We start from the raw sequence: 22324 nt of genomic DNA, 5'->3' as shown, positions 1-22324 counted from the left end.
GAGCCCCAGTCGGGTCACAAAAAGGTCGAGTATTAATTTACTTGACCTTTTTTGCATTTAGGCCATGTGGAGAAACGGTAGACTCGCCATCTTGAGGGGGTGGTGCTCGCAAGGGCGTGAGGGTTCAAATCCCTCCATGGTCACTGAAAAGCGGAAATCTTTATTTAAAAGGTTTCCCCTTTTTTTATTTTTTCAAATAACCAATTCATATAATTATCCAGATATTGCTTTAAAAATCATTTATATTTACAAAACTGTAATCTTGAAGACAATAATAATTAGTCGTAGAAATAAATTTATGAAGCAAAAAATTTCACTATCCATTTTAACTATTTTCATTTTATACTCTTGTCAAAAAAATAATGACGCACAATTAAGTAAAGATATAATTGGCGAATGGACTTACATCAAAACAGAAGATCAAAGAAGACCCCAAAAAAACGATGATATTAAACTCCCACCACCTCCACCTTTTGGCAGACACATACCTGGATATATTTTTTCAGAAAATAACTTATGTGAAAACAAATCCGGTTATTTTAAAAGAATCGAGGCAGTTGAAAGGGAAAATAGAAAGACTTTTTTCTTAGGGACTGAAACTAAATACAAAATCGAAAACGATAGTTTAAAAATTTTAGATTTAGCAACCAAGACTTGGGAAAATCAAAAAATAACTTCAATTATTGGAGACACATTAACAACAGAAATTAGTGACAGTATATTTGCAAAATATGCAAGAACAAAATATAAAATAGACCCAAATGAAAACTATGATAAAATTATAGTTTCTTCTTCCGGTTGTTATGGTTCTTGTCCCGTATTAAACATAAGCATTGATAATAATGGCAATGTTATTTATTATGGTCAGGAATATAATACTAAAAATGGAATTTTTAAATCCAAGATTACCAAAAACGAATATCAAAAAATTCAAACTAATTTTAAAAAAGCTGATATAAAAAATCTCGAAGACAATTATTCTGCAAATCATACTGATGACGAAACTGTCACTATTTCATTTATTAAAAATAATAAAATAGTAAAATCTATTAGTGATTATGGAAGAGAATCTCCATCAGCGTTAATTTGGGCTTATGTGCCTGTTAGATATTTGTATCAACAAATAAAGCTGATTCCTTTAAAGGTCGAAAAACCTTTATTATCAATATGGAGTATTGGCTTTACAAAAGGAAATCAAATTTGTGTCCTTACAAAATCTGAGAGTTTTTATCTTTTAACTGAAATATTAAAAGGCAAAGAAACAGCTTATAAATTTGAAAGCAGATACCAAATTGAATTTTGGAACGATGATCAGAACAAAAAAGAAATAATCAATACTGACGGGAGATATTTTAAATGCAGAGACAAAATTATTGATATAGGATACAATTTTTTGACTGTAAATAACCTGTCTGAGAAATTTAGACAGAAAGACAAGTATGATTGATAAAAGTTTCATCAATACAAATTTATACATAACTTAAAATTTATCGAGTAACAAATAGATGAATACAATAAGAGCAATACAAGATCAAAGCGATTACGAAGATTATTGGGACTTTCTCAACTATCAAATTGACGGTTATTGGCTAGATGAAAAACTTGATGAGCTTTATCCTAATAATTTGTACAAAGGACTAATTCCCACTCTAGTGCATTGGATGGAAAGAGAAGATGAAAAAGAAGTTGCTTGGAAAAGAATTCTGCCAAACAAAAATGAAACGTCTATTTGTCCAATTTTAATGTGTCCTGATGACAATGACTTTTCATGTACTTTAATTGTTGCCGAAATTAGAAATTGTGGAGACTTAATTCAATGGAAACAAATTGGGCTTGACAAAACAAAAGAATGGGATGCTGAAAAAACAGGTTCAACTGTAGAATGGTTTGATAAATTAGATGAATTCAATTTTTCCAGACACGAATATTTAACAATGGTAGAAAAATTTAGAGTAAGATTAAGCATTGACAAAATACGAATTGAAGAAAAATAAATCAAAACAATTGAATCATTTATTCAAACCCATTTGCTTTTCTCCCCAAATCCTCATCTGATTGATAAAAGGAATTAATTCTTGTCCATTTTCAATAAGAGTATATTCAACACGAGGCGGAACTTCGGGATAAACCTTTCTTGAAATCAGCTCATCAGCTTCTAACTCTTTGAGTGTTTGAGTAAGCATTTTTGGTGTTATGCCTTCAACAGCTTTTTTTAATTCACCATATCTCATCAAACCATCTTTTAAATACCACAAAATTCTTCCTTTGTATTTCCCTCCTATTCTTTGAAAAGCATAATCAACCGGGCAATATACTTTTATATTTTTTTTCTCCATTATAATTTATTTATAAAACACTAATAATCAACAATAGTATACTTTTAGATCCTAAAGAACTAAAATGTACGTACTTGCGATAAAGATATTAAATTACTTTATTTGTTAAGGCGTTTAAAACAAAATGAATATAAAAAGTCAGCATCATTTATGTTATTCATTATAATTTCTCACGAACTGATACTAATACATATAAATAAAACACTATGAGTAATTTAGCCCAACAAGATTCAGAAAACATAAGAGTATTAGAAATCCGGAATTATTTATTAAAACCAAATTTAACGGATAAGTTCCGCGATTATTTTCATTCGAAATTTGTTGCTCCAATGAATGAATTAGGCGGCTACACGCTGGGAGAATTCAAAATTAATAATATAAACGACCGATTTGTTTGGTTTCGTGGTTTTACTGATATGAAAACCAGATTAGATTTTCTAAATGATTTTTATATCAATAGCACAACTTGGAAAGAATATGGCAAAGGCGCGAACGAGATGATGATAAACTCTGATAATGTTTATTTGTTACGACCGTTAAAAAAAGAAATTAATAGCGAATTACTAAAAACGGATAAAACATTTAGTGTTGTAGACTTTTATATTTGTAATAATACACTTGAAAAGGTTATTAACTTATTTGATACTGCTTATATTCCTTTTCTTAAAAATTTAAAAATAGAAGATGTAACGCTTTGGGTAAGCGAAATGACTGAAAATGATTTTCCAAGATTGCCTGTTTTTCAAGATAAAAATCTTTTAGTGAGTATTACGCATTATAAGGATGAAAATGAATTTCATACCAAACAAAAGGAAATTGATTCAATGCCGACTGATTTAAAAAATTCAATGCAGGAATTAATAACCATACAGAATCAATTAGTGCTTTTGAATTTAAACCGCTAGAGCCTAATAAACCTCTATAAACCGAAGTTTATTTATTTCAAGATTTCTTTTACTTTTCACAAGATATTTTTTTATTAAAGCATTTCAAGCTAAATTAGTTGATTTTTCTTATGAAAATAAAGATCTATGATTAAGATAAACTATAAAATCCAATTTGTTTTATTCGTTATATGTTTATTCTTTATAGGATTAGGCATATTTGAAGTATCAAATGAAGGATTGAAAACTGGAACTGATCTTTTTTGGCAAATTTCTCACTTTGTTCCATTCGTTATGGGGGCAATAATTTTTGGTTTTAATTTATATTCTAAACGAATTGAAAAATTCAAAATTTAATAAAAAAGCCTCTCAAAGTAATCAAACTTTGAAAGGCTCTTAAATCAGAATAAAATTGTAACCTAAATTTATTCCTTAATTATTTTTTCTACAGAGATTCCTTTTTCAGACGTTATTCTAATAAAATACAATCCGTTTGATTTATTCGATAGATTAATTTTCGAACTGTTTTTATTCTCAATTACAGACTGAAGTATTCTTCCTTGCACATCAAACAATTCAATTCTTTTTATTGTATTATCACAATCAATAAACACCTCTCCTTTTGTTGGATTTGGATATATATTTATAGTGCTGTCTTTTTCAAAATCTTTATTTCCTAATGATTTAAAAATGGTTTCGGCCGTATTTGTATCAACTGCTTCATTATAATCAAAATAAATACTGGCATCTTGTCCAACCTCATCTCCAGACTGAAGTGAAGGCAGTGTTTTTATCTTAAATAAAATATTTCCATGACCTCCAACTGGCGGCGCTTTCGAGGTACTCAATTTAATTTTTGCAAAAATAAATTCGGCTGTATTTCCTTTGATGATAACATGTACTGCATGCGAAGCATCTAATAACTGAAGCGAATTAATATCATATTTACTTTCATCGATAACAACCTTTACAACCACATTTTCGGCTTCAGCGGTACCTGTATTTTCAAAATTAATCCCATAATGTAAATAATTCCCAATTGTTGAAGGAGAAACGCTCTCACCTTCTAAACAAGTAATATCATTTGGATCAAATGAACCCACTATTTCCTGATTAAAAACAAATTGATTATCTGCCGGATTACTGTCTCCCGCAATTGGATTTATTGAAGCAGTAAAGTTTAAAATATCTCCCAAATTTGCCGGCGGAACCTGTACCGGAGTATTCACATTTAATCCCAGATAAATTCTTCTGCTTTCAAACGGAAGCAAGTTAGCGTAATTCCATCCAATATTACCCGGAGTTTGAACGTTTGGTGCCAGCGTTGCTATTCCATAATGCAATATATTTTGATTGTAGGTAAAATTAGCTGTACCATTTAGAGTTTGATTTCCTTTATTTCGTATCAAAATCTCATACCAAGCCATAAATCCGGGTTTTGCAGGATATATAGGCGCAATAACGATTTCTGCATCGCTGTTTGTTCCTAATGCGCTTACACAGAAATTTTGCTGCGCGGTGTTATTGTTGTTATCTGCAAATGAAACAACTGGTGTTGTTGGCGAAACAGAAAAGAAAGCAGGATTTTCAACCGCTGTTGTTATATTAAAATTTCCGGCATCGGTAAAGAAAGTATATTTCCCGCTCAAATCTGTAAAAGTCGAACTTAGAGAAGAACCATCATTTAAATTCACTTTTACGTTAGCTTGTTTAGAATCGGCAGCATCACAGCCGTTATTGTCAACATTAAAAGCAATTGTTCCGGTTATGGTATTGTAGTTTCCGCCTGGAATAAAACTGCAATACGAGTTTACCACAACTGCCGGTAAACCAATACCAACCAAATAACTTTTTGTATCAGCTACATTTGCATCATCCTGACAAACAAAAATTAAATTTGAATTTCCGCTATTAAAATAGAAATCTTCATCACGTCCGTTTTTTGCAAATACCATTTTTAGATTCGGGTTATCGTTTGCTGTTAAAGATTGAAATGCTGAAAAATTCGAAACATCAATATTTTGTAATCCTGTTTTAGTAATATTTAAAACCGTAATATTTGGCGAATCAGAAAAATCAGCTGTCGCTAAAGGCATATCAGAATAAAATACATTTATCAATGCACTGCAATTTGTTAAATCAACTGAATTGATGTTATTATAACTGCAGTTTAAAAGTTTTAAATTAGTCAATCCAGATAGATTCAACGAAGTCAAGGGTGCTTTTTGAACATTTGTCCCCAAAAGTACAAGTGTTTCAAGCGCACTACATCCCTGAACATTTATTGAATTCAATGCTTCACTGGTATTACTAATAACTTTAAGAGCATTACAATTTGAAAAGTCGGCGGTTACTAACGGAACATTCTGAATGCTTAAAATATTCAACTTCGTGCATCCTGAAAGATTTAGATTTGCTGTTGGATTAATATCCAATTCTAAAATTTCCAAATTTGTATTTCCCGAAAGATCAACCGAAGGAATTTGATTAGAAACCAAAAAAACATTTTTTAAATTCACAGTACCTGTCAAATTCAAATTCGAAATAGAATTTGTGTTTGCTCTAAGTTGAGTAAGATTTGGAGACGAACTCAAATCTAAAGCCGTTAATTGATTTTTAGAACACTCAATAGTCAAAAGTGCCGAGCATCCTGTGAGATTTAAATTTGTCAATGTATTGTTAAACACATTTAATCCCTGTAACGAACTGCAGCCAGATAAATTTAAAGTAGTCAGCAGATTATCCTGAATTAGAAGATTTTGTAAACTGGAGCAATCCGAAAAATCAGCTGTTTTCAATAGCTGATTAGAAGGAAAAGTAGACTGCGGAAAATTAAGCAGCGTACATCCCGAAGCATTTATATCTTCTAAAGTTGGATTATCTGTTATTAAAAAAGTAGTCAATTTTGTTAATCCCGAAACATTTAATGTTGTTAGTTTATTATTTACGGCATTAAAATATTCTAAATTTGGGCAGCCTGTTAAATCAAGTTCAGTTAAAACATTATCTTCTAAATACAATTGGTTCAAAGCTGAAAGACCGCTGAAATTTAATGCAGAAAAAACCGGATTTTGCTGCGCCACGATATTAGTAAGACTCAAGCAATTTGAAATAGTCAACGAAGTCATCAACGGATTTTCCATAAAAGTAACTCCTGTTAATCCGTTCATTCCTGAAACCGTTGCAGAAGCCAAGGTTGGACTTTTTATATAAATCGTTTTTAGGTTTGGCATACCGCTTAAATTAATCGAAGTTGTGCTGATACCGTTAAAACCTAATTCTGTCACATTCGTGAATCCTTCAATTCCTTGAATATTAGTCACAGCATAAGCATTGGTTCCTTCTATCCAAAGTTTATCGATTAAAGCCGCTTCTGAAACCTGAATCTGATTATCAAAATTAGTATCGATTCTTGTAACAGCAACGCCGCCAGAATAAGCTGTAAAATTTGCCGCACCGCCATTTACAAGCATGTTTTTAAATGTTGGATCGGTAAAATTTAAAATCTGTGCTTTTAGTATTACTGTGAAGAACAGTAAAAATAGGAGTAATTTTTTTCTCATAATTAGTGATATTTTGGTTTTTGGGGAAATCGTTAAAGAGCATTTATTAATTCCTGTAGTTTTTCTTTCTTGCTCTGTGCAATCGGAATATTCGAATTATCAGCCATAATCACATAACCGCCATCTGTTTTGATATAAGATTTCAGATAAGACAGGTTGATTAAATGCGATTGATGAATGCGCTCAAAACCATGTTCTGAAAGTAATTCTTCGTATTCTTTAAGCGTTTTAGAAATTAATATGGGTTTGTGATTTTTAATAAAAAACTGCGTGTAATTAATTTTTGCTTCACAACGAATGATATCCGAAACTTCAAACAAATGAATTCCATCGCTGGTAGAAAGTGCTATACGTTTAAAATTGTCCACTTTTTTTCGGATGTTTTCCAGCAGTAAATCAATGTTTTCGAATGAATTGTTTTTTCCAACAGCTTCTTTAATTTTTGCCATTGTATCTTGCAATTCTTCCGGATCAACAGGTTTTAAGATAAAATCAAGAGCACTAAATTTAAATGCTTTTACAGCGTATTGTTCATGCGCAGTGATAAATACGACGTGAGCATTTAGTTTTCCGTTTACTTTATTTAATCTTTCGAGAATATCAAAACCAGTTCCGTCGGTTAAATGAATATCCAGAAAAATAACCTGAGGCCTTAATTTTTCAATAACGGCAATTCCGGTTTTTACACTTTCGGCTTCGCCAATAATTAAAATATCATTTGTATAACGTTCTAAAAGCGCTTTTAAACCCGTTCTCAAATGTTTGTCGTCCTCTATTAATACTGCTGTTATCATTTATTAAAAAATTAAGGTATGTATTGAACAGGCAGACGCAGAACGACTTTTGTTCCTGTTTTTTTATTTTCTGATTGTAATTCGGTAATTTCTATTTGAGCCGATTTGGAGGTTATGGATTCCATGATTTCCAAACGCTTTTTTGTAATCCCCAAAGCCATTGACTTATGGGCTGTAACCGAGTTTTCTTTTAAATGTTTCGATTCAGATAAACCAATTCCATCATCCTTAATCGTGCAGATCAACTGTTCTTTTTCAACATCAAAATCAACTTCAATTTTTCCGGTTCCATCTTTAGGAACAATTCCGTGAAGAATCGCATTTTCTACAAATGGCTGAATCAACAAAGGCGGTAATCCCATATTAAATTCGACTCTTTCGCTTGATCTTATTTCAAACTCAAATTTGTCATGAAAGCGGAGTTTTTCTAATTCCAGATAATTCTGAAGGCTTTCAATTTCTTTATCAATCGGGATTAATGAACCTTTTGAATATTCGAGTGTAAGGCGCATTAATTTGGAGAATTTAGACAAATATTTCAATGCCGAATCAGTTCCATTCTGAACAATAAAACTCGAAATCGAACTCAAACAATTAAATACAAAATGCGGATTCATTTGTAAATGCAGTGCTTTTTGTTCGTACTCTGCCACTTCTTTTTTCAAAGTCAGCTGACGTTTAACCTGCATCCTATTATAAATCACCAATATCAAAGCAATTAAAAGTAAAGCACCTAAAATGGAGAAAATAACAAATTGAATCTGTCTTTTATTCTTTTCAGACAATAAAGCTTCCTTTTTTCTGTATTCGTAATTAACTTCTGCCAATGCAAATTTTTGACTGGTAGTTTCATTAATAATACTGTCTCGCGCTTGTACATAATTTTTATAATGTTCTAATGCCGCTTTTGGATCATTTAAAGCTTCGTACAATTCGCTTAACAATTTTTCAGAATGATAGGTTTGATCCAGAACACCTATTTCTTTTGCATAAGCAAGAGATTTCTCTGCAAAAGGCATTGCTTCTTTATATTTCTTTTGATCTTGAAGTAAACCTGCGATATTGTATAAAGAAAGTGAAGCCCCGAATTTATTCTGTAATTCTTCATATAAATTCAATGACTTCGTATAATAGTCATTGGCCAATTTTAAATCGTTTTCTTTCCTGTAATAATCGCCTAAATAATTACACAAAAGTGCATATCCTCTTGTATTGTCTGTATTCTCAAAAAGCCTTTTAGCTTTGTTATAATACTGAATCGCATTTTTATTTTGACCCGTTTCAAAATAAATCGCACCAATATTGGTTAGTGTAACGGCTGCATTTTTTTCTCCAGTTTCAGTTTGAATTTTAGAAGCTTTCTTTAAGTATTCTAGTGCTTTTGGATAATTTAACTGCGATTTATAAATAATCCCGATATTATTAAGTGCTTTAGAAACATTGGCTTGTTCGTCAATTTCCTGATATAACTGCAGTGCTTCTTCGTAATTTTTTAATGCCAAAATTTGATTGCTCTGTTCCGAGTAAACCACGCCAGAACTCGCATAAGCACGCGCCAGACCGCTTTTTACTTTTTTACTGGAATCTTCTTTTAAAAGCTTTCTAAATTCTAATTGAGCAGTTTGAAAATATTTTAAAGCATTTGGGTAATTTCCTAAAATGATTGAGGCATTTCCTTTGTTGACATAAGCTGTAGCAAGTCCAAAAGTAAAATCAGATTTCAAACTTAAACTTGCAGCTTTTTGAGCATAAAACAAGGTTGAATCAGGATTGATTTCTTTATACAAATCGGCTATTTTATTATACTCATTGACTTTTGAAGTATCAATTTTAGTATAAATAAGCACTCTTTTCAAACTATCAATCTTAGCATTTTGAGCGTTCGACACCTGCCCTGTAAGAATGAAGAAAAAGAAAATTATTAGACGTAATTTTTGATTCACTATTTTTTATTTTGCTTGTTGTTAGACAAATGTATGATATGTTTTTTAGTAACAGAACATGAATTATTATTTCTCAGGTTTCACTTATTATTTGCTTTTTTTCATCTATTTCAAAATATACATCAGTATCAAAATTTCAAAAAGCACATCATTCTTTAAGATATATCTTATATTATAATTTATATCTTTTTATAAGTTAAATATTACATTTTAACAATTAAAATATAAGGTAATTATTATATTAGCTGCTAATCAAATTAATTAATACCTTTTTATGAAAACAAAATTTTTAAAATTAGCAGGAGTATTTTGCGCCTTATTGTTGATTCATTCTTGCCAAAAAGATGAACTTCCGTTAAATGCAAAAAATGACAGTACTTTAATTGAAGAAGAAAGAGCAACAGGGTATATTCCGTCTACTCCTGAGCAGCTGGCACAGCTTAGAACTTTAAAAACATCTTCGCTTACCAGAAAAGAAGCTATTCCTGCGCGTTATGAGCTGCCAGAACTGCCCGCTGCTCTTAACCAAGGCTCAAAGGGTTCCTGTGTTCCTTATTCAATCGCCCATGCTATTACTTTATTAAAAAGTGAGTCAAAAAGATTAGCCAACGGAAGCCCCGACTTTAGTGTTTATCCTAGTGGAGATTACATATACGAAAAGTATAAAGTTGACATGAACAATTGTGGTAACGGTGTTTATTTTTGGGAAGCCTTAGACGCTGTAAAAACAGAAGGAACACCTAGTTATACAGATATGGGATTCGTAAGCTGCGGCGTTCTTCCTAATACATCTCAACAAAATAATGCACCAAAAAACAGAATATTTGATTATGCTGTAATAAGAACACCAGATGGCTTTAGAGGCACAATAGAAGATATGAAAAGACAAATAGCAAATGGAAATCCAGTCTTAATTGGAATGGAGGTCGATAGAGATTTTACTTCCCGTTCTATTCGATTATGGGACAAAAATAACTCTGCATTTTATGGAAACCATGCCGTTGTTTTAACTGGTTACGATGATGAAAAACAAGCCTTTAGACTTCTTAATTCTTGGGGATCAGACTGGGGCGAAAATGGATATATCTGGGCTACTTACAGCAAAATAGATGAAGCTATGCATGGTGATGTGTATGTATTACAAAAAGATAATCCATTGACATACAAAAGCACTATCGAACCTAATATTATCCTAATCAAGGACATAAGTAATTCTGCAGATAATATAAAATTTAAATTTGCAAATGGTCAATCAATTCCTTTTATTAACAATGGTGAATTTAACTGGAATAATGATTTAATAAAGCCTAATTATGAGCTATATAACAACCCAGTATTAGATCTAAGTTATTTCTTACCTTCTAATAATGAAGGAATTGATTTAGAAGGGGATTTAACTTTTGAGGTAAGAGTAAGAATAGAATCAAGTAAAAACAATTCTTATCCTTTAAATACCGAAAAAGGAATTGAATTACGATTATGGAATGGAGGACTTGGAGGTCCAAGTAAATATATGAGTTGCATTGTTCCAATGGAAGGTCTTAACAAACCTGCTGTATTTACAAACACTTTAGGTGAAATTTATCGTTATTCAGCAGATCCCTATGTAAATGATTATAGGGCTACCAATAATTCTTTTGAAAGAGACAGGACTATAAGATTCCATCTTAAAAATGGTCAATTCATTTTGAGTACTCCTGGTTTAAAAATGCCATCAGGAATAAGTAGATTAAAAACTTTTTATATACATAACGTAGGTACTATGGGTGCTATTACTGATATTAGAATGTATAAAAACGGTAAGCTAATGGGTATCGATAATTTTGATACAAAAACACCTTGGCTTCAATGGTATGAATAATATCTTAAACTATAATTATAAAAGGCACAAAGATTTCTTTGTGCTTTTTTATTTTAAGCGTAATTGTGTTCAAATTCTAAATCGGAAATTTTAAATATATCATTTTCAAACTTTTTTGTAAATTCATCATAAATTACAGACTAAATTTCTCCAAAATTATTCACTAAAAGATAAACGTATGGCAAGAATACATTTATTTGAATTTGAAGATCAAAAATGGTTTCCTGTTTTTTTAAGAAACTACATAACCGACTTTTTGCAATTCCTGTCGAACAAAACCGGAATGTACAAACCTGTTGTTCCTCTACTTGTAAATATTTTAAAAGCCAACAATACAACAACAATTATTGACCTTGCTTCTGGCGGTGGCGGCGGACTCATTTGGTTAAATGGTGAATTAAAAAAAGAAATCCCAAATTTAAAAATCATTCTAACCGATTATTACCCAAATATTCCAGCTTTTGAATACACTAAAAAACAAGCTGATAATTTTGAATATATAAGTCATTCTGTCGATGCACGAAATGTTCCTGCAGAATTAAACGGACTGAGAACTCAATTCCTTTCCTTACATCATTTTAAACCAAACGATGCCAAACAGATTTTGCAAAATGCAATAGATTCTAAATCTCCAATTGCAATTTTTGAAGTTCAGGAAAGAAGCTTTGCCAGTATCGCAGCCATGATTTTTTCTCCCATAAGTGTTTTATTGACTACGCTATTTATAAGGCCTTTTAAAATTGGCCGAATTATTTTTACGTACTTCATTCCTATAATTCCTCTTTTCGTTTTATGGGATGGCATTGTTTCCTCTCTAAGAACCTATTCTGTCGAAGAAATGAACGATCTTATAAAAGACCTACATAATACAAAATCTTACAACTGGCAGATTAACCGTATAAAATCTGGTCCTGGAGTTGTACTGTATTTAATAGGAACAGAGAAAAAATAAGTATTATCCAAAATACAACTCACAATTCACAACTCACAATTCATAATTCATAATTCATAATTAGTAATTATTTTACAAAAGAATTCTTTCACAAAAACAAAACTTTGCTAAATTCGTTTGAAGAATAATTAACCTGCTAATCCCAAATTAGTTTTATGAAAAACCTACTATTATTATCATTTATTATGATAAGCTTTTCGTCGTGGTCACAAACCGCAGAAATTTATTTTAATAAAGCTTTTAACAAAGCTGCAACTGGAAATTACAAAAGCGCAATTGTTGATTACACAAAAGCCATTCGCAAAAATTCTAAATTTGTTGAAGCGTATCAAAATCGTGGCGTTGCAAAATACCAATTGAATGATTTACAAGGCGCAATGGCCGACTTTAGCAAAACAATTGAACTTGACGATATGAATGCCGATGCTTTTACGGGCCGTGCAAACGTAAACTTCAAACTTTCAAAATTCCACGAAGCTATCCAAGACTGTACATCTTCTCTTGGATTAAACCCAAGAGATTATGTTGCTTACAATTTACGAGGTTTAGCTTACAATAAAATTGGAGACAAGGCAAATTCCTGCAAAGATTTCCTAAAAGCAATCGAATTAGGAAGCCAAAGTGCTATAAAAAACAAAAGCACTTTTTGTAAATAATAAATCAAATTTGTGTTAACAAAAAGTAATCTGCAAAAGAATGGCTTTGCAGATTACTTTTTATATCTAATTCATAAAAAAATAGTGCCCATTTTTTAATAATCTGGTTAGTTGTTACATTTGTTACAAAACTAACCTAACCATGATAAAACACTACTTTTCAAAAACTTACACAACTTATACCTTTTTTATATTAGTTTTTCTTTTTACAGCCAATGTAAAATCACAAACCTTTACAGACAGTAATTTACCCATTGTCATTATCAATACTGATATTGATCCCAATACAAATCAGCCAATAGAAATTCCGGATGATCCAAAAGTTTTGGCATCGATGAAAATTATTAAAAGACCAGACGGAACTAGAAATTATTTAACCGACAGCAATACTGCCGCCTATTTAAATTATAACGGAAGAATTGGCATCGAGCTGAGAGGATCGTCTTCACAGTCTCTTCCTAAAAAACCGTACGGATTTACAACTTTAAAAGCCAATAATACCAGCAATAACAATGTAAGTTTACTGGGAATGCCGGTTGAAAATGACTGGATTTTAAATTCATTAGCTTTTGACCCTTCTTGTATTCGCGATTATATTTCGTATAATTTATCCCGACAAATTGGCGATTATGCCACCAGAACCGTTTATTGCGAAGTTGTCATTAACAATGAATACAAAGGATTGTATATTTTACAGGAAAAAGTAAAATCGAACGTTAACAGAGTAAATGTCATTAAAATGGCTGATACTGATAATACACTTCCAAATGTGAGCGGAGGTTATATTACAAAAGCCGATAAAACAACAGGCGGAGATCCTGTTGCCTGGACAATGTCTTCGTATACTGGTTCTTCTGTCGATTTTATTCATGAATTGCCAAAACCGGAGAACGTTACTATTGAGCAAAATGATTATATTAAAAACCAGTTTAAAAATCTGGAAATTACAACCACCGCACATAATATTGATTTAGCAACAGGATATTCATCGATTATTGATGTTCCCTCTTTTGTTGATTATATGATTTTGGCCGAATTAGCTTCAAATGTCGACAGTTATCAATACAGCACTTATTTTCATAAAGACAAACAAGGAAAACTGCGTGCCGGCCCTATTTGGGATTTTAACCTAACATACGGAAATGACTTATTTAGCTGGGGATTTGACAGAAGTAAATACGATGTTTGGCAATTTTCAAACGGAGATAATGAAGGTGCCAGATTTTGGCAGGATTTATTTAATGACACTACTTTTAAATGCTATTTCACTAAAAGATGGAATGAACTTACACTGCAAGGAAAGCCTTTAAACTACAACAGCCTTACCCAGTTTATAGACGAAACTGTAAATTATATCAGCGAAGCAAAAGCAAGAGAAAATCAAAAATGGGGAACAATTCCAAACGATGCACTTGAAATTAGCAATCTAAAATCATTTTTATCCAATAGAATTTCATGGATAACAGGCCAATTAGGAAGTTTTAGCACCTGCAGTAATATTGAAACACCTTCGCTTGTTATCACAAAAATAAATTACAATCCCGGAGTTTCGGCCACTTTTCCAACCAGCAATGATCTGGAATTTATAGAAATTAAAAATACAGGAAACACCACCGTTAATTTAACTGGTATTTATTTAAGCGAATTGGGGCTTTCGTATCAATTTCCTGCCAATTCAACATTAGCGGCAAATCAGGGTATTTATATTACAAGCAATAAAACCACTTTTGAATCTAAATACGGAGTAACCTCTTTTGGGCAATTCTCACGCAACTTATCCAATACCTCACAAAAAATAATTTTAGCAGATGGTTTTGGAAACACAATCGATTCTGTTGAATATACAAATGTATCTCCGTGGCCAAATGCAGATGGAAACGGAAGTTATTTACAACTTTCAAGCACAGAACTTGACAATGCGCTGGCTTCGAGCTGGATTGCAACATCAGATAATAATTTATCTATTCCTGAAAGTGTTGAATTGAAAAATGCGGTTTTATATCCAAATCCGGTAAAAAACACATTAACCATTCAGGCGAGCAAACCAATTTTAAATTACAAAGTGTATGATGTGCTGGGACGTTTGTTGTATGAATCTAAACAAGATTCTAATACAATAAAATCAGATTGGAGTTTGTATCCAAAAGGAATTTACTATATTTCGATTTCCAATGAAAATGGATACAGCACCAAAAAGGTAATCAAACAATAACAGTAAAAACTGCATGTCACTTTTAAGAAAAATAAATAACCTTCAAACAGATAAAAATTCAGGATTTGGCACGAATGCCGGAAGCTACGGCGGAAGATTTGTAAATAAAAACGGAACTCCAAATATCGAAAAAAGAGGTATGAACCTGCTTCGAAGAATAAGCTGGTATCATACCATGATCGATATGCCCAACTGGAAATTCATGCTCATTTTATTCTCTTTCTATATTATAATCAATTTTATTTTTGCGGTTGTTTATTACGCCATCGGGATTGAACATCTGGACGGAATTTCACCATCCGGAAGTCTTTTAACACAGTTTGGACAGGCTTATTTTTTTAGTGCACAGACTTTTACAACCGTTGGTTACGGACATATCAGCCCAACCGGATTCCTTACAAGTGCTTTATCTGCAGCCGAGGCTTTAATTGGTTTGCTCAGTTTTGCCATTGCAACGGGTTTATTCTTTGGAAGATTCAGCAAACCAACTGCTTTTTTAAAATTTTCGCACAATGCTTTAATTTCTCCTTACGGAGAAGGCAAAGGTTTAATGATACGACTTGTTCCTTTTAAAAACACCAATTTTACAGATGCAATAGCAAAAGTGACTTTAGGAATGAGCGTTGAAGAAAATGGACAAAGAGTAAATAAATTCTATAGTCTTAACCTCGAAATAGATCGTATAAATGCGCTTTCGCTAAGCTGGACATTAGTTCATCCCATTGATGAAAACAGCCCATTGTACACTTTTACCGAAGAAGATTTTAAAAACACACACGGCGAGATTTTAGTTTTTATCACCACTTTTGATGATATGTTTAGTAATACCGTGGCAGCCAGAACTTCGTATACTTTTAGCGAAATCATTTACGGTGCAAAATTCAAAATTATGTACAACCGAAGCAAAGACGGCTCTAAAACTATTTTACATTTAGACAAATTAGATCAGTTTGATACTACAAACTTCTCATAAAGAATCATTTTTCTCAAGTTTTTAAGGTTTTTTGAGATTTTATTTTACTTTTGTTTACATAATCGTATCAAATGGTAAACAATATAAAAACTGTTTTCAGTATAAAAGATCTTGAGAATTTATCCGGAATAAAAGCACACACGATTCGCATTTGGGAAAAAAGATATAACATTTTGGAGCCAATGCGTACTGATACCAATATCAGACTTTATAATCTGCAAAACCTTCAGAAACTTCTAAACATCACATTATTACACGAATACGGTTATAAAATTTCTAAAATAGCAACTTACCCGGAAGAAAAAATTCCGCAGTTGGTACGTGAAATTATTTCGAAGAAAAACTCTCAAAATTACGCCATTACCTCTTTTAAAATGGCGATGATGAATTTTGATCAGGAACTGTTTTTCAATACGTTTGACTGGCTTATTTCTGAAAAAACGTTCAAAGAAGTTTTTAAAGAACATTTTTTACCCTTATTAAAAGAATTGGGATTATTGTGGCAGTCGGAAACGATTACGCCTGCAAATGAACATTTTATGAGTCATTTGATCAAACAGAAAATCTTAATTTATACCGAAAGCCTTCAGATTCAAAAACCAACAAAAACAGACAGAATCTTTGTTCTTTCCCTTCCATTAAATGAAATTCATCAAATAGGATTACTTTATCTTCAATATGAAATTTTATCTAAAGGCTACAAAACCATTTATTTAGGTGAAAGTATGCCAATTGAAAACCTGCAGGATTTAACCAAGCATTTTGAAAACATTACTTTTGTATCTTTCATGACAATCCAGCCGGATCGAGGCGTTATTAACCAATATGTCAAGTCAATGGGGCAAAAACTGCTGCAAAAAAATAATGAAATCTGGCTTATGGGTAAAATGGTCGAACATATTGATCAAAAAAACCTGCCGGATAGAATCCGTATTTTTGATTCGATGGAAGAAACAATGGAAACAATTTAATATTTTGTTCAAAGTTTTTGTATATTTATTAAACAAAAATGACAAAAACTATTGCAATTATAGGTTCGGGCTTTTCTTCGTTAGCCGCATCATGTTACTTGGCACAACAAGGAAACAAGGTCACTATTTATGAAAAAAATCCAACGATTGGAGGCCGCGCAAGACAATTCAAAAAAGAGGGTTTCACATTCGATATGGGTCCAAGCTGGTATTGGATGCCAGATGTTTTTGAACGTTTTTTTAATGACTTCAATAAAAAACCATCCGATTATTACGAGCTTATAAAACTAAATCCTGCCTATCGTGTTTATTTTGGAATAAATGATTTTATCAGCATTTATGATAATTTGGAAGACATTAAAGCCACATTTGAAGAAATTGAAAAAGGAAGCGGTAAACAACTGGAAACCTTTATCAATCAAGCCAAAAGCAATTATGATATTGCTATAAAAGATTTGGTTTATCGTCCCGGAGTTTCTCCTTTAGAATTAATTACAAAAGAAAGCGCGTTAAAACTCAATCAGTTTTTTAGCAATGTGAGTTCTGATATTCGCAGGAAATTTAAAAATGAAAGACTGATTCAAATTCTTGAATTTCCTGTTTTATTCCTCGGAGCAAAGCCAACCAAAACGCCTTCATTTTACAATTTTATGAATTATGCCGATTTCGGACTCGGAACCTGGCATCCTAAAACCGGAATGTTTGATGTTATTCGAGGAATTGAAAAATTAGCTGTAGAACTTGGCGTTACTATCAAAACAAATTCTCCTATTGAAAAAATAATCGTTGAAAATAAAACCGCGACAGGAATTGTTATCAACGGCGAAATTATAAATGCTGATATAATTTTAAGCGGTGCAGATTATCAACATACCGAAACTTTACTGGAAAAAAAACATCAGGTTTATTCTCAAAAATACTGGGAAAGCCGGATCTTTGCACCGTCTTCTCTCCTGTTTTTTGTAGGCTTCAATAAGAAGATTGACAACATTTCGCATCATGCTTTATTTTTTGATGTCGATTTTAATCAGCATGCGGCAGATATTTATGATAATCCAAAATGGCCGGAAGCTCCGTTATTTTATGCCAACTTTCCGTCTAAAACAGATCAAACCGCTGCGCCCGACGGAATGGAAACCGGATTTTTCCTGATTCCGCTGGCACCCGGAATTGAAGATAACGAAACACTAAGAGAAACATATTTTGAAAAGATAATTACTCGTTTCGAGCTGCTTACGCAACAAGAAATCAGAAATAGCATTATATTTAAGGAATCATTCTGTAAAAACGATTTTGAAGCAGATTATAACGCCTACAAAGGAAATGCTTACGGAATGGCCAACACATTATTGCAAACGGCATTTTTGCGTCCAAAACTAAAAAGCAAAAAAGTACGTAACTTATATTTCACAGGACAATTGACTGTTCCCGGGCCAGGTGTTCCTCCTGCATTAATTTCAGGAAAACTAGCCGCTGAATTAATTCAAAAATCTTTAAGATCTTAAAAATGAAATCACTATTCGACGCCGTTTCTTTTAAATGCAGCAAATTAGTTACCAAAAACTACAGTTCCTCTTTTTCACTTGCCGTAAAAATGCTGTCACCAAGCATTCGCGATGCCATTTACAGCATTTATGGATTTGTTCGTTTTGCTGATGAAATTGTAGATTCTTTTCATGATTTTGAAAAAGAATATCTTATCGACGATTTCGAAAAAGAGTATTACAAAGCAATGGAATTAGGAATCAGCCTAAATCCTATTTTAAATTCTTTTCAGCATACGGTGAAAGAATATAATATTACCGACGATCTGGTTCAGGCATTTTTAAAAAGCATGAAACTCGACCTTATAAAATCAACTTACAACACACAAGCAGAATATGCAGATTACATTTACGGTTCTGCCGATGTTGTGGGTTTAATGTGTTTAAAGGTTTTTGTATCGGGAAAAGAACATAAATACGAGCAGTTAAAAAGCGAAGCCATGCGATTAGGATCGGCATTTCAGAAAGTGAATTTTTTGAGAGATTTAAAAGATGACAATACCATCTTAAACCGAACTTATTTTCCGGGCGTTAACCTCAACAATTTCAACGAAGATTCAAAAGCGCAGATCATCAAAGAAATCGAAGAAGATTTTCGTGTTGCTTATCAGGGAATTGTAAAACTGCCAATTGAAGCTAAATTTGGAGTTTATACCGCTTATGTTTATTACAGAAAACTGCTTAAAAAACTAAAAAATACGCCGTCTCATGAAATTGGAAATTCAAGAATCCGGGTTTCAAATTATACAAAAGCCGGGCTTTTAGCGCAGTCGTTTGTGACGTATAAATTGAAATTAGTATGATTTTTCAAGCTATGCTTGCGGTTAAGCCAACAGTTTGTCATCCTGAGCGAAGTCGAAGGAACGCGAGAAGCTCTACAAAGATTGTCACTTTAGATTGCGGAGCTGCTTACGGTCCTTCGACTTCGCTCAGGATGACAAAAATGAGAGAACTCACAATAACAAAAAAATAATCTTTAGAGTCAATATTTTATAAACTAAAGCTAAACTCTACAGATTTTAAATCATAATTTTAATAACAACATTTATAAAATGATTTCTTTTTTAATCTTTTTAGGCGTTTTTCTGTTTATGGAATGTGTTACCTGGCTTACGCACAAATATGTAATGCACGGTTTTATGTGGTATTTTCATGCCGATCATCATCAGCCAAAATACGAGCATACTTTTGAGCGCAATGATATTTTCTTTGTCATTTTTGCGACGCCGAGTATTCTTTTATTTTATTTTGGAGTTCAGGGCGGGTTCAATTATTTGTTTTTTATTGCCTGCGGTATTACGCTTTACGGAGCTTGTTATTTTTTAATTCACGATGTATTAATTCATCAGCGATTTAAATGGTTCAAAAACACCAAAAACAAATACCTCATCGGACTCCGAAAGGCGCATAAAATACACCACAAACACCTAAATAAAGAAAAAGGAGAATGTTTCGGAATGTTGTTTGTACCCTTAAAATATTATAAAATGTAGTTTATTTGGGCGTTCCCAAAGATACATTTGTAACAATTGATTTAGTTAGAAGATGAAATTATACAAGATAGCAACCGTACAATATGTAAACGCCAAGGTCGAAGACTGCTGGGATTTTTTCTCCAGTCCAAAAAACCTACAGACGATTACACTCGACAATATGAATTTTGAAATCAAGGATTTTGACGAAAAGCGAATGTATCACGGACAAATTATAACGTATACTTTGCGACCGCTTTTAGGAATCAAAATTTCGTGGGTTACCGAAATCACAGCTTGCAAAGAAAATAATTATTTTATCGATGTTCAGCGTTTTGGTCCTTATAAATTATGGCATCACAAACACTTTTTTGAACGAACAATCGACGGCGGAACCAAAATGACAGACATTGTTCATTATGCGCTCCCACTCGGAATATTAGGAAGAATTATGAATCGGTTGGTGGTGAAGAACAAACTAAAAACGATTTTTGATTTCCGTTATAACAAAATCGAGGAATTGTTTAATTCAAAATCACAGCCAAGGATTATTCAGATTAATGCCGAACAAAAAAGCATATAAATATTTATTTTAAACACATAGAAACTTAGTTTATATTGCTTAGAAAAGGCGTTTCACTTGCATAAACAAACATAGCTATGTGTGAGAAACTAGTTTCTTTCCATATTCTTTCACAAGAAAAATAAAACCTATGTTTCTATGTGTTTAAAAAACCACACACAATACAAAATATTCGTCAAGCGAAAATTATAAAATGACAAAACAAAAAGTTTCCTTTTTCTGGTTCAGACGTGATTTGCGTTTAGAAGACAATACCGGATTATTTCACGCCTTACAATCCAATTTTCCTGTAATTCCATTATTTATTTTTGATGATGATATTCTGGATAATCTTCCAAAAAACGATGCCAGAGTAAGCTTCATTTACGATTCACTTCAAAAAATAAATACTGAATTAAATACTTTTGAGTCTTCGATTTTAATCAAAAAAGGAAAAACAAAAGACGTATGGAAATCGCTTCTGGAAGAATTCGACATTCAAAACGTATTCTTCAACAAAGATTATGAGCCTTTTGCTATTGAACGTGATACTGCAATTTGTTCCTTATTAAAAGAAAATAATATCGAATGTTTCTCTTTTAAAGATCACGTTATTTTCGAAGAAAAAGAAATCACAAAAGCCGACGGACTTCCGTACACAGTTTATACGCCTTATAAAAATAAATGGTTGGAGAAATATCATTTTTCAGGATCAGCTCCAGAATATGATTCTGTTTCATTTCAATCTAATTTTGCAAAAAATCAATTTACATTTCCTGAATTAGCAGCAATTGGTTTTGAAAGAAGTACGATAAAAGTTCAGCCACACAACTTAACACAAATTGCCAATTATAAAGAAACAAGAGATTTTCCGGCTCTTGACAGTACATCTTATCTTTCGCCGCATTTACGTTTCGGAACCGTGAGTATTCGGAAATTAGTAAACTGGGCAAATCGAAAAAATCAGACTTTTTTAAGCGAATTGATTTGGAGAGAATTTTTTATCCAGATTCTGTTCAGTTTTCCCAATTGTGTCAATCATAATTTCAAATCAGCTTACGACGGAATTCAATGGAGAAATAATGAAGAAGATTTCAAACGCTGGTGTTCCGGAACAACCGGATATCCTATGGTCGATGCCGGAATGCGTCAGTTAAACGAAACGGGTTATATGCACAATCGCGTTCGTATGGTTGTGGCTAGTTTTTTATGCAAACATTTATTGATTAACTGGCAGTGGGGCGAAGCTTATTTTGCCGAAAAACTACTGGATTTCGAACTCGCTTCAAATGTAGGAAACTGGCAGTGGGCTGCGGGAACAGGCTGCGATGCCGCACCTTATTTCAGAGTTTTTAATCCTGAAATCCAACAAAAGAAATTTGACGAAAAAGGAGAATACATCCGCAAATGGATTCCTGAGTTTGATTTTGGTTATAACGAACCTATGGTTGATCATGCCTTTGCGAGAGATCGCGCGATTGCGACATATAAAGCGGGGATTTTGAAATAAGTTTTTTTTGTTTCAGGTTTCAAGTTTCAAGTTACATCCAGTGTGTCCTCCTGAGCGAAGTCGAAGGATCGCATGCTTTATCCATACTGTG

General features: G+C 32.5%; 19 protein-coding genes and 1 tRNA gene. 16 read left to right on the top strand and 4 right to left on the bottom strand.

Annotated elements, in window-relative coordinates:
* Window positions 1-60 precede the first annotated feature (60 nt).
* The 3 genes from B3C18_RS08190 (at window position 61) to B3C18_RS08180 (ending at window position 1994) form a co-directional block, all read left to right on the top strand.
* Window positions 61-143: transfer RNA gene (locus tag B3C18_RS08190), tRNA-Leu, on the top strand.
* 119 nt (window positions 144-262) lie between these two features.
* Window positions 263-1447: a DUF6438 domain-containing protein gene (locus B3C18_RS08185; protein ID WP_291145173.1), complete on the top strand. Its 1185-nt coding sequence runs from the start codon at window positions 263-265 to the stop codon at window positions 1445-1447.
* Window positions 1448-1505: 58 nt separating this feature from the next.
* Window positions 1506-1994, top strand: coding sequence for a hypothetical protein (locus tag B3C18_RS08180; RefSeq protein WP_291145171.1), 489 nt, complete (start codon window positions 1506-1508; stop codon window positions 1992-1994).
* A 15-nt stretch (window positions 1995-2009) separates the two neighbouring features.
* Here the strand turns inward: B3C18_RS08180 and B3C18_RS08175 are convergent, their stop codons facing one another.
* Window positions 2010-2336 (bottom strand): winged helix-turn-helix transcriptional regulator, encoded by a 327-nt coding sequence (locus B3C18_RS08175; RefSeq protein ID WP_053474281.1) that lies wholly within the window; start codon window positions 2334-2336, stop codon window positions 2010-2012.
* Window positions 2337-2542: 206 nt separating this feature from the next.
* On the opposite strand from B3C18_RS08175, the gene B3C18_RS08170 reads away from it, so the two are divergent.
* A complete protein-coding gene (locus B3C18_RS08170; protein WP_291145166.1) occupies window positions 2543-3241 on the top strand; it encodes a hypothetical protein in 699 nt (232 codons plus the stop codon).
* A gap of 126 nt (window positions 3242-3367) precedes the next feature.
* The gene (locus B3C18_RS08165; protein ID WP_291145165.1) at window positions 3368-3577 is read left to right on the top strand and encodes a hypothetical protein; all 210 of its coding nucleotides are present in this window, start codon (window positions 3368-3370) and stop codon (window positions 3575-3577) included.
* A gap of 68 nt (window positions 3578-3645) precedes the next feature.
* Here the strand turns inward: B3C18_RS08165 and B3C18_RS08160 are convergent, their stop codons facing one another.
* Genes B3C18_RS08160 through B3C18_RS08150 form a run of 3 tightly spaced genes read right to left on the bottom strand, consistent with a single transcriptional unit; the run spans window position 3646 to window position 9424 of the window.
* Window positions 3646-6783 (bottom strand): DUF7619 domain-containing protein, encoded by a 3138-nt coding sequence (locus tag B3C18_RS08160; RefSeq protein WP_291145162.1) that lies wholly within the window; start codon window positions 6781-6783, stop codon window positions 3646-3648.
* A 32-nt stretch (window positions 6784-6815) separates the two neighbouring features.
* Window positions 6816-7577 (bottom strand): LytR/AlgR family response regulator transcription factor, encoded by a 762-nt coding sequence (locus tag B3C18_RS08155; RefSeq protein WP_056201482.1) that lies wholly within the window; start codon window positions 7575-7577, stop codon window positions 6816-6818.
* Between the two features lie 11 nt (window positions 7578-7588).
* Complete coding sequence (locus B3C18_RS08150; RefSeq protein WP_291145180.1) at window positions 7589-9424, bottom strand: tetratricopeptide repeat-containing sensor histidine kinase; 1836 nt, start codon at window positions 9422-9424, stop codon at window positions 7589-7591.
* 418 nt (window positions 9425-9842) lie between these two features.
* On the opposite strand from B3C18_RS08150, the gene B3C18_RS08145 reads away from it, so the two are divergent.
* The 11 genes from B3C18_RS08145 (at window position 9843) to B3C18_RS08095 (ending at window position 22233) form a co-directional block, all read left to right on the top strand.
* Window positions 9843-11381 carry a C1 family peptidase gene (locus B3C18_RS08145; RefSeq protein ID WP_291145156.1) on the top strand — a complete coding sequence of 513 codons (1539 nt, stop codon included), beginning with the start codon at window positions 9843-9845 and terminating at the stop codon, window positions 11379-11381.
* Between the two features lie 178 nt (window positions 11382-11559).
* Entirely contained in the window at window positions 11560-12333 is a 774-nt protein-coding gene (locus B3C18_RS08140; RefSeq protein WP_291145153.1) for a hypothetical protein, read from the top strand.
* 155 nt (window positions 12334-12488) lie between these two features.
* A complete protein-coding gene (locus tag B3C18_RS08135; protein WP_291145150.1) occupies window positions 12489-12989 on the top strand; it encodes a tetratricopeptide repeat protein in 501 nt (166 codons plus the stop codon).
* 142 nt (window positions 12990-13131) lie between these two features.
* Window positions 13132-15201, top strand: coding sequence for a CotH kinase family protein (locus tag B3C18_RS08130; protein WP_291145147.1), 2070 nt, complete (start codon window positions 13132-13134; stop codon window positions 15199-15201).
* Window positions 15202-15214: 13 nt separating this feature from the next.
* The gene (locus tag B3C18_RS08125) at window positions 15215-16174 is read left to right on the top strand and encodes an ion channel (protein WP_291145143.1); all 960 of its coding nucleotides are present in this window, start codon (window positions 15215-15217) and stop codon (window positions 16172-16174) included.
* 71 nt (window positions 16175-16245) lie between these two features.
* On the top strand, window positions 16246-17145 hold the full coding sequence (locus tag B3C18_RS08120; RefSeq protein WP_291145138.1) for a MerR family transcriptional regulator: 900 nt from the start codon (window positions 16246-16248) through the stop codon (window positions 17143-17145).
* A 38-nt stretch (window positions 17146-17183) separates the two neighbouring features.
* The gene (locus B3C18_RS08115; RefSeq protein ID WP_291145134.1) at window positions 17184-18650 is read left to right on the top strand and encodes a phytoene desaturase family protein; all 1467 of its coding nucleotides are present in this window, start codon (window positions 17184-17186) and stop codon (window positions 18648-18650) included.
* 2 nt (window positions 18651-18652) lie between these two features.
* Window positions 18653-19492, top strand: coding sequence for a phytoene/squalene synthase family protein (locus tag B3C18_RS08110; RefSeq protein WP_291145130.1), 840 nt, complete (start codon window positions 18653-18655; stop codon window positions 19490-19492).
* Window positions 19493-19741: 249 nt separating this feature from the next.
* Entirely contained in the window at window positions 19742-20182 is a 441-nt protein-coding gene (locus B3C18_RS08105) for a sterol desaturase family protein (protein WP_291145127.1), read from the top strand.
* Window positions 20183-20234: 52 nt separating this feature from the next.
* Entirely contained in the window at window positions 20235-20744 is a 510-nt protein-coding gene (locus tag B3C18_RS08100) for an SRPBCC family protein (RefSeq protein WP_291145124.1), read from the top strand.
* Window positions 20745-20937: 193 nt separating this feature from the next.
* Window positions 20938-22233 carry a cryptochrome/photolyase family protein gene (locus B3C18_RS08095; RefSeq protein WP_291145121.1) on the top strand — a complete coding sequence of 432 codons (1296 nt, stop codon included), beginning with the start codon at window positions 20938-20940 and terminating at the stop codon, window positions 22231-22233.
* The last annotated feature ends 91 nt before the right edge of the window (window positions 22234-22324 follow it).

The sequence above is a fragment of the Flavobacterium sp. UBA7680 genome, from assembly GCF_002482975.1.
GTDB lineage: Bacteria > Bacteroidota > Bacteroidia > Flavobacteriales > Flavobacteriaceae > Flavobacterium.
This window is presented reverse-complemented; position numbering and strand designations above follow the sequence as displayed.

What these genes read in the sequence shown, in the direction of transcription:
- B3C18_RS08120 (WP_291145138.1), top strand. Translation starts at nt 16,246, where the DNA reads ATGGTAAACAATATAAAAACTGTTTTCAGTATAAAAGATCTTGAGAAT.
- B3C18_RS08105 (WP_291145127.1), top strand. Translation starts at nt 19,742, where the DNA reads ATGATTTCTTTTTTAATCTTTTTAGGCGTTTTTCTGTTTATGGAATGT.
- B3C18_RS08115 (WP_291145134.1), top strand. Translation starts at nt 17,184, where the DNA reads ATGACAAAAACTATTGCAATTATAGGTTCGGGCTTTTCTTCGTTAGCC.
- B3C18_RS08170 (WP_291145166.1), top strand. Translation starts at nt 2,543, where the DNA reads ATGAGTAATTTAGCCCAACAAGATTCAGAAAACATAAGAGTATTAGAA.
- B3C18_RS08095 (WP_291145121.1), top strand. Translation starts at nt 20,938, where the DNA reads ATGACAAAACAAAAAGTTTCCTTTTTCTGGTTCAGACGTGATTTGCGT.
- B3C18_RS08175 (WP_053474281.1), bottom strand. Translation starts at nt 2,336, where the DNA reads ATGGAGAAAAAAAATATAAAAGTATATTGCCCGGTTGATTATGCTTTT.
- B3C18_RS08130 (WP_291145147.1), top strand. Translation starts at nt 13,132, where the DNA reads ATGATAAAACACTACTTTTCAAAAACTTACACAACTTATACCTTTTTT.
- B3C18_RS08135 (WP_291145150.1), top strand. Translation starts at nt 12,489, where the DNA reads ATGAAAAACCTACTATTATTATCATTTATTATGATAAGCTTTTCGTCG.
- B3C18_RS08165 (WP_291145165.1), top strand. Translation starts at nt 3,368, where the DNA reads ATGATTAAGATAAACTATAAAATCCAATTTGTTTTATTCGTTATATGT.
- B3C18_RS08100 (WP_291145124.1), top strand. Translation starts at nt 20,235, where the DNA reads ATGAAATTATACAAGATAGCAACCGTACAATATGTAAACGCCAAGGTC.
- B3C18_RS08160 (WP_291145162.1), bottom strand. Translation starts at nt 6,783, where the DNA reads ATGAGAAAAAAATTACTCCTATTTTTACTGTTCTTCACAGTAATACTA.
- B3C18_RS08155 (WP_056201482.1), bottom strand. Translation starts at nt 7,577, where the DNA reads ATGATAACAGCAGTATTAATAGAGGACGACAAACATTTGAGAACGGGT.
- B3C18_RS08110 (WP_291145130.1), top strand. Translation starts at nt 18,653, where the DNA reads ATGAAATCACTATTCGACGCCGTTTCTTTTAAATGCAGCAAATTAGTT.
- B3C18_RS08125 (WP_291145143.1), top strand. Translation starts at nt 15,215, where the DNA reads ATGTCACTTTTAAGAAAAATAAATAACCTTCAAACAGATAAAAATTCA.
- B3C18_RS08180 (WP_291145171.1), top strand. Translation starts at nt 1,506, where the DNA reads ATGAATACAATAAGAGCAATACAAGATCAAAGCGATTACGAAGATTAT.
- B3C18_RS08140 (WP_291145153.1), top strand. Translation starts at nt 11,560, where the DNA reads ATGGCAAGAATACATTTATTTGAATTTGAAGATCAAAAATGGTTTCCT.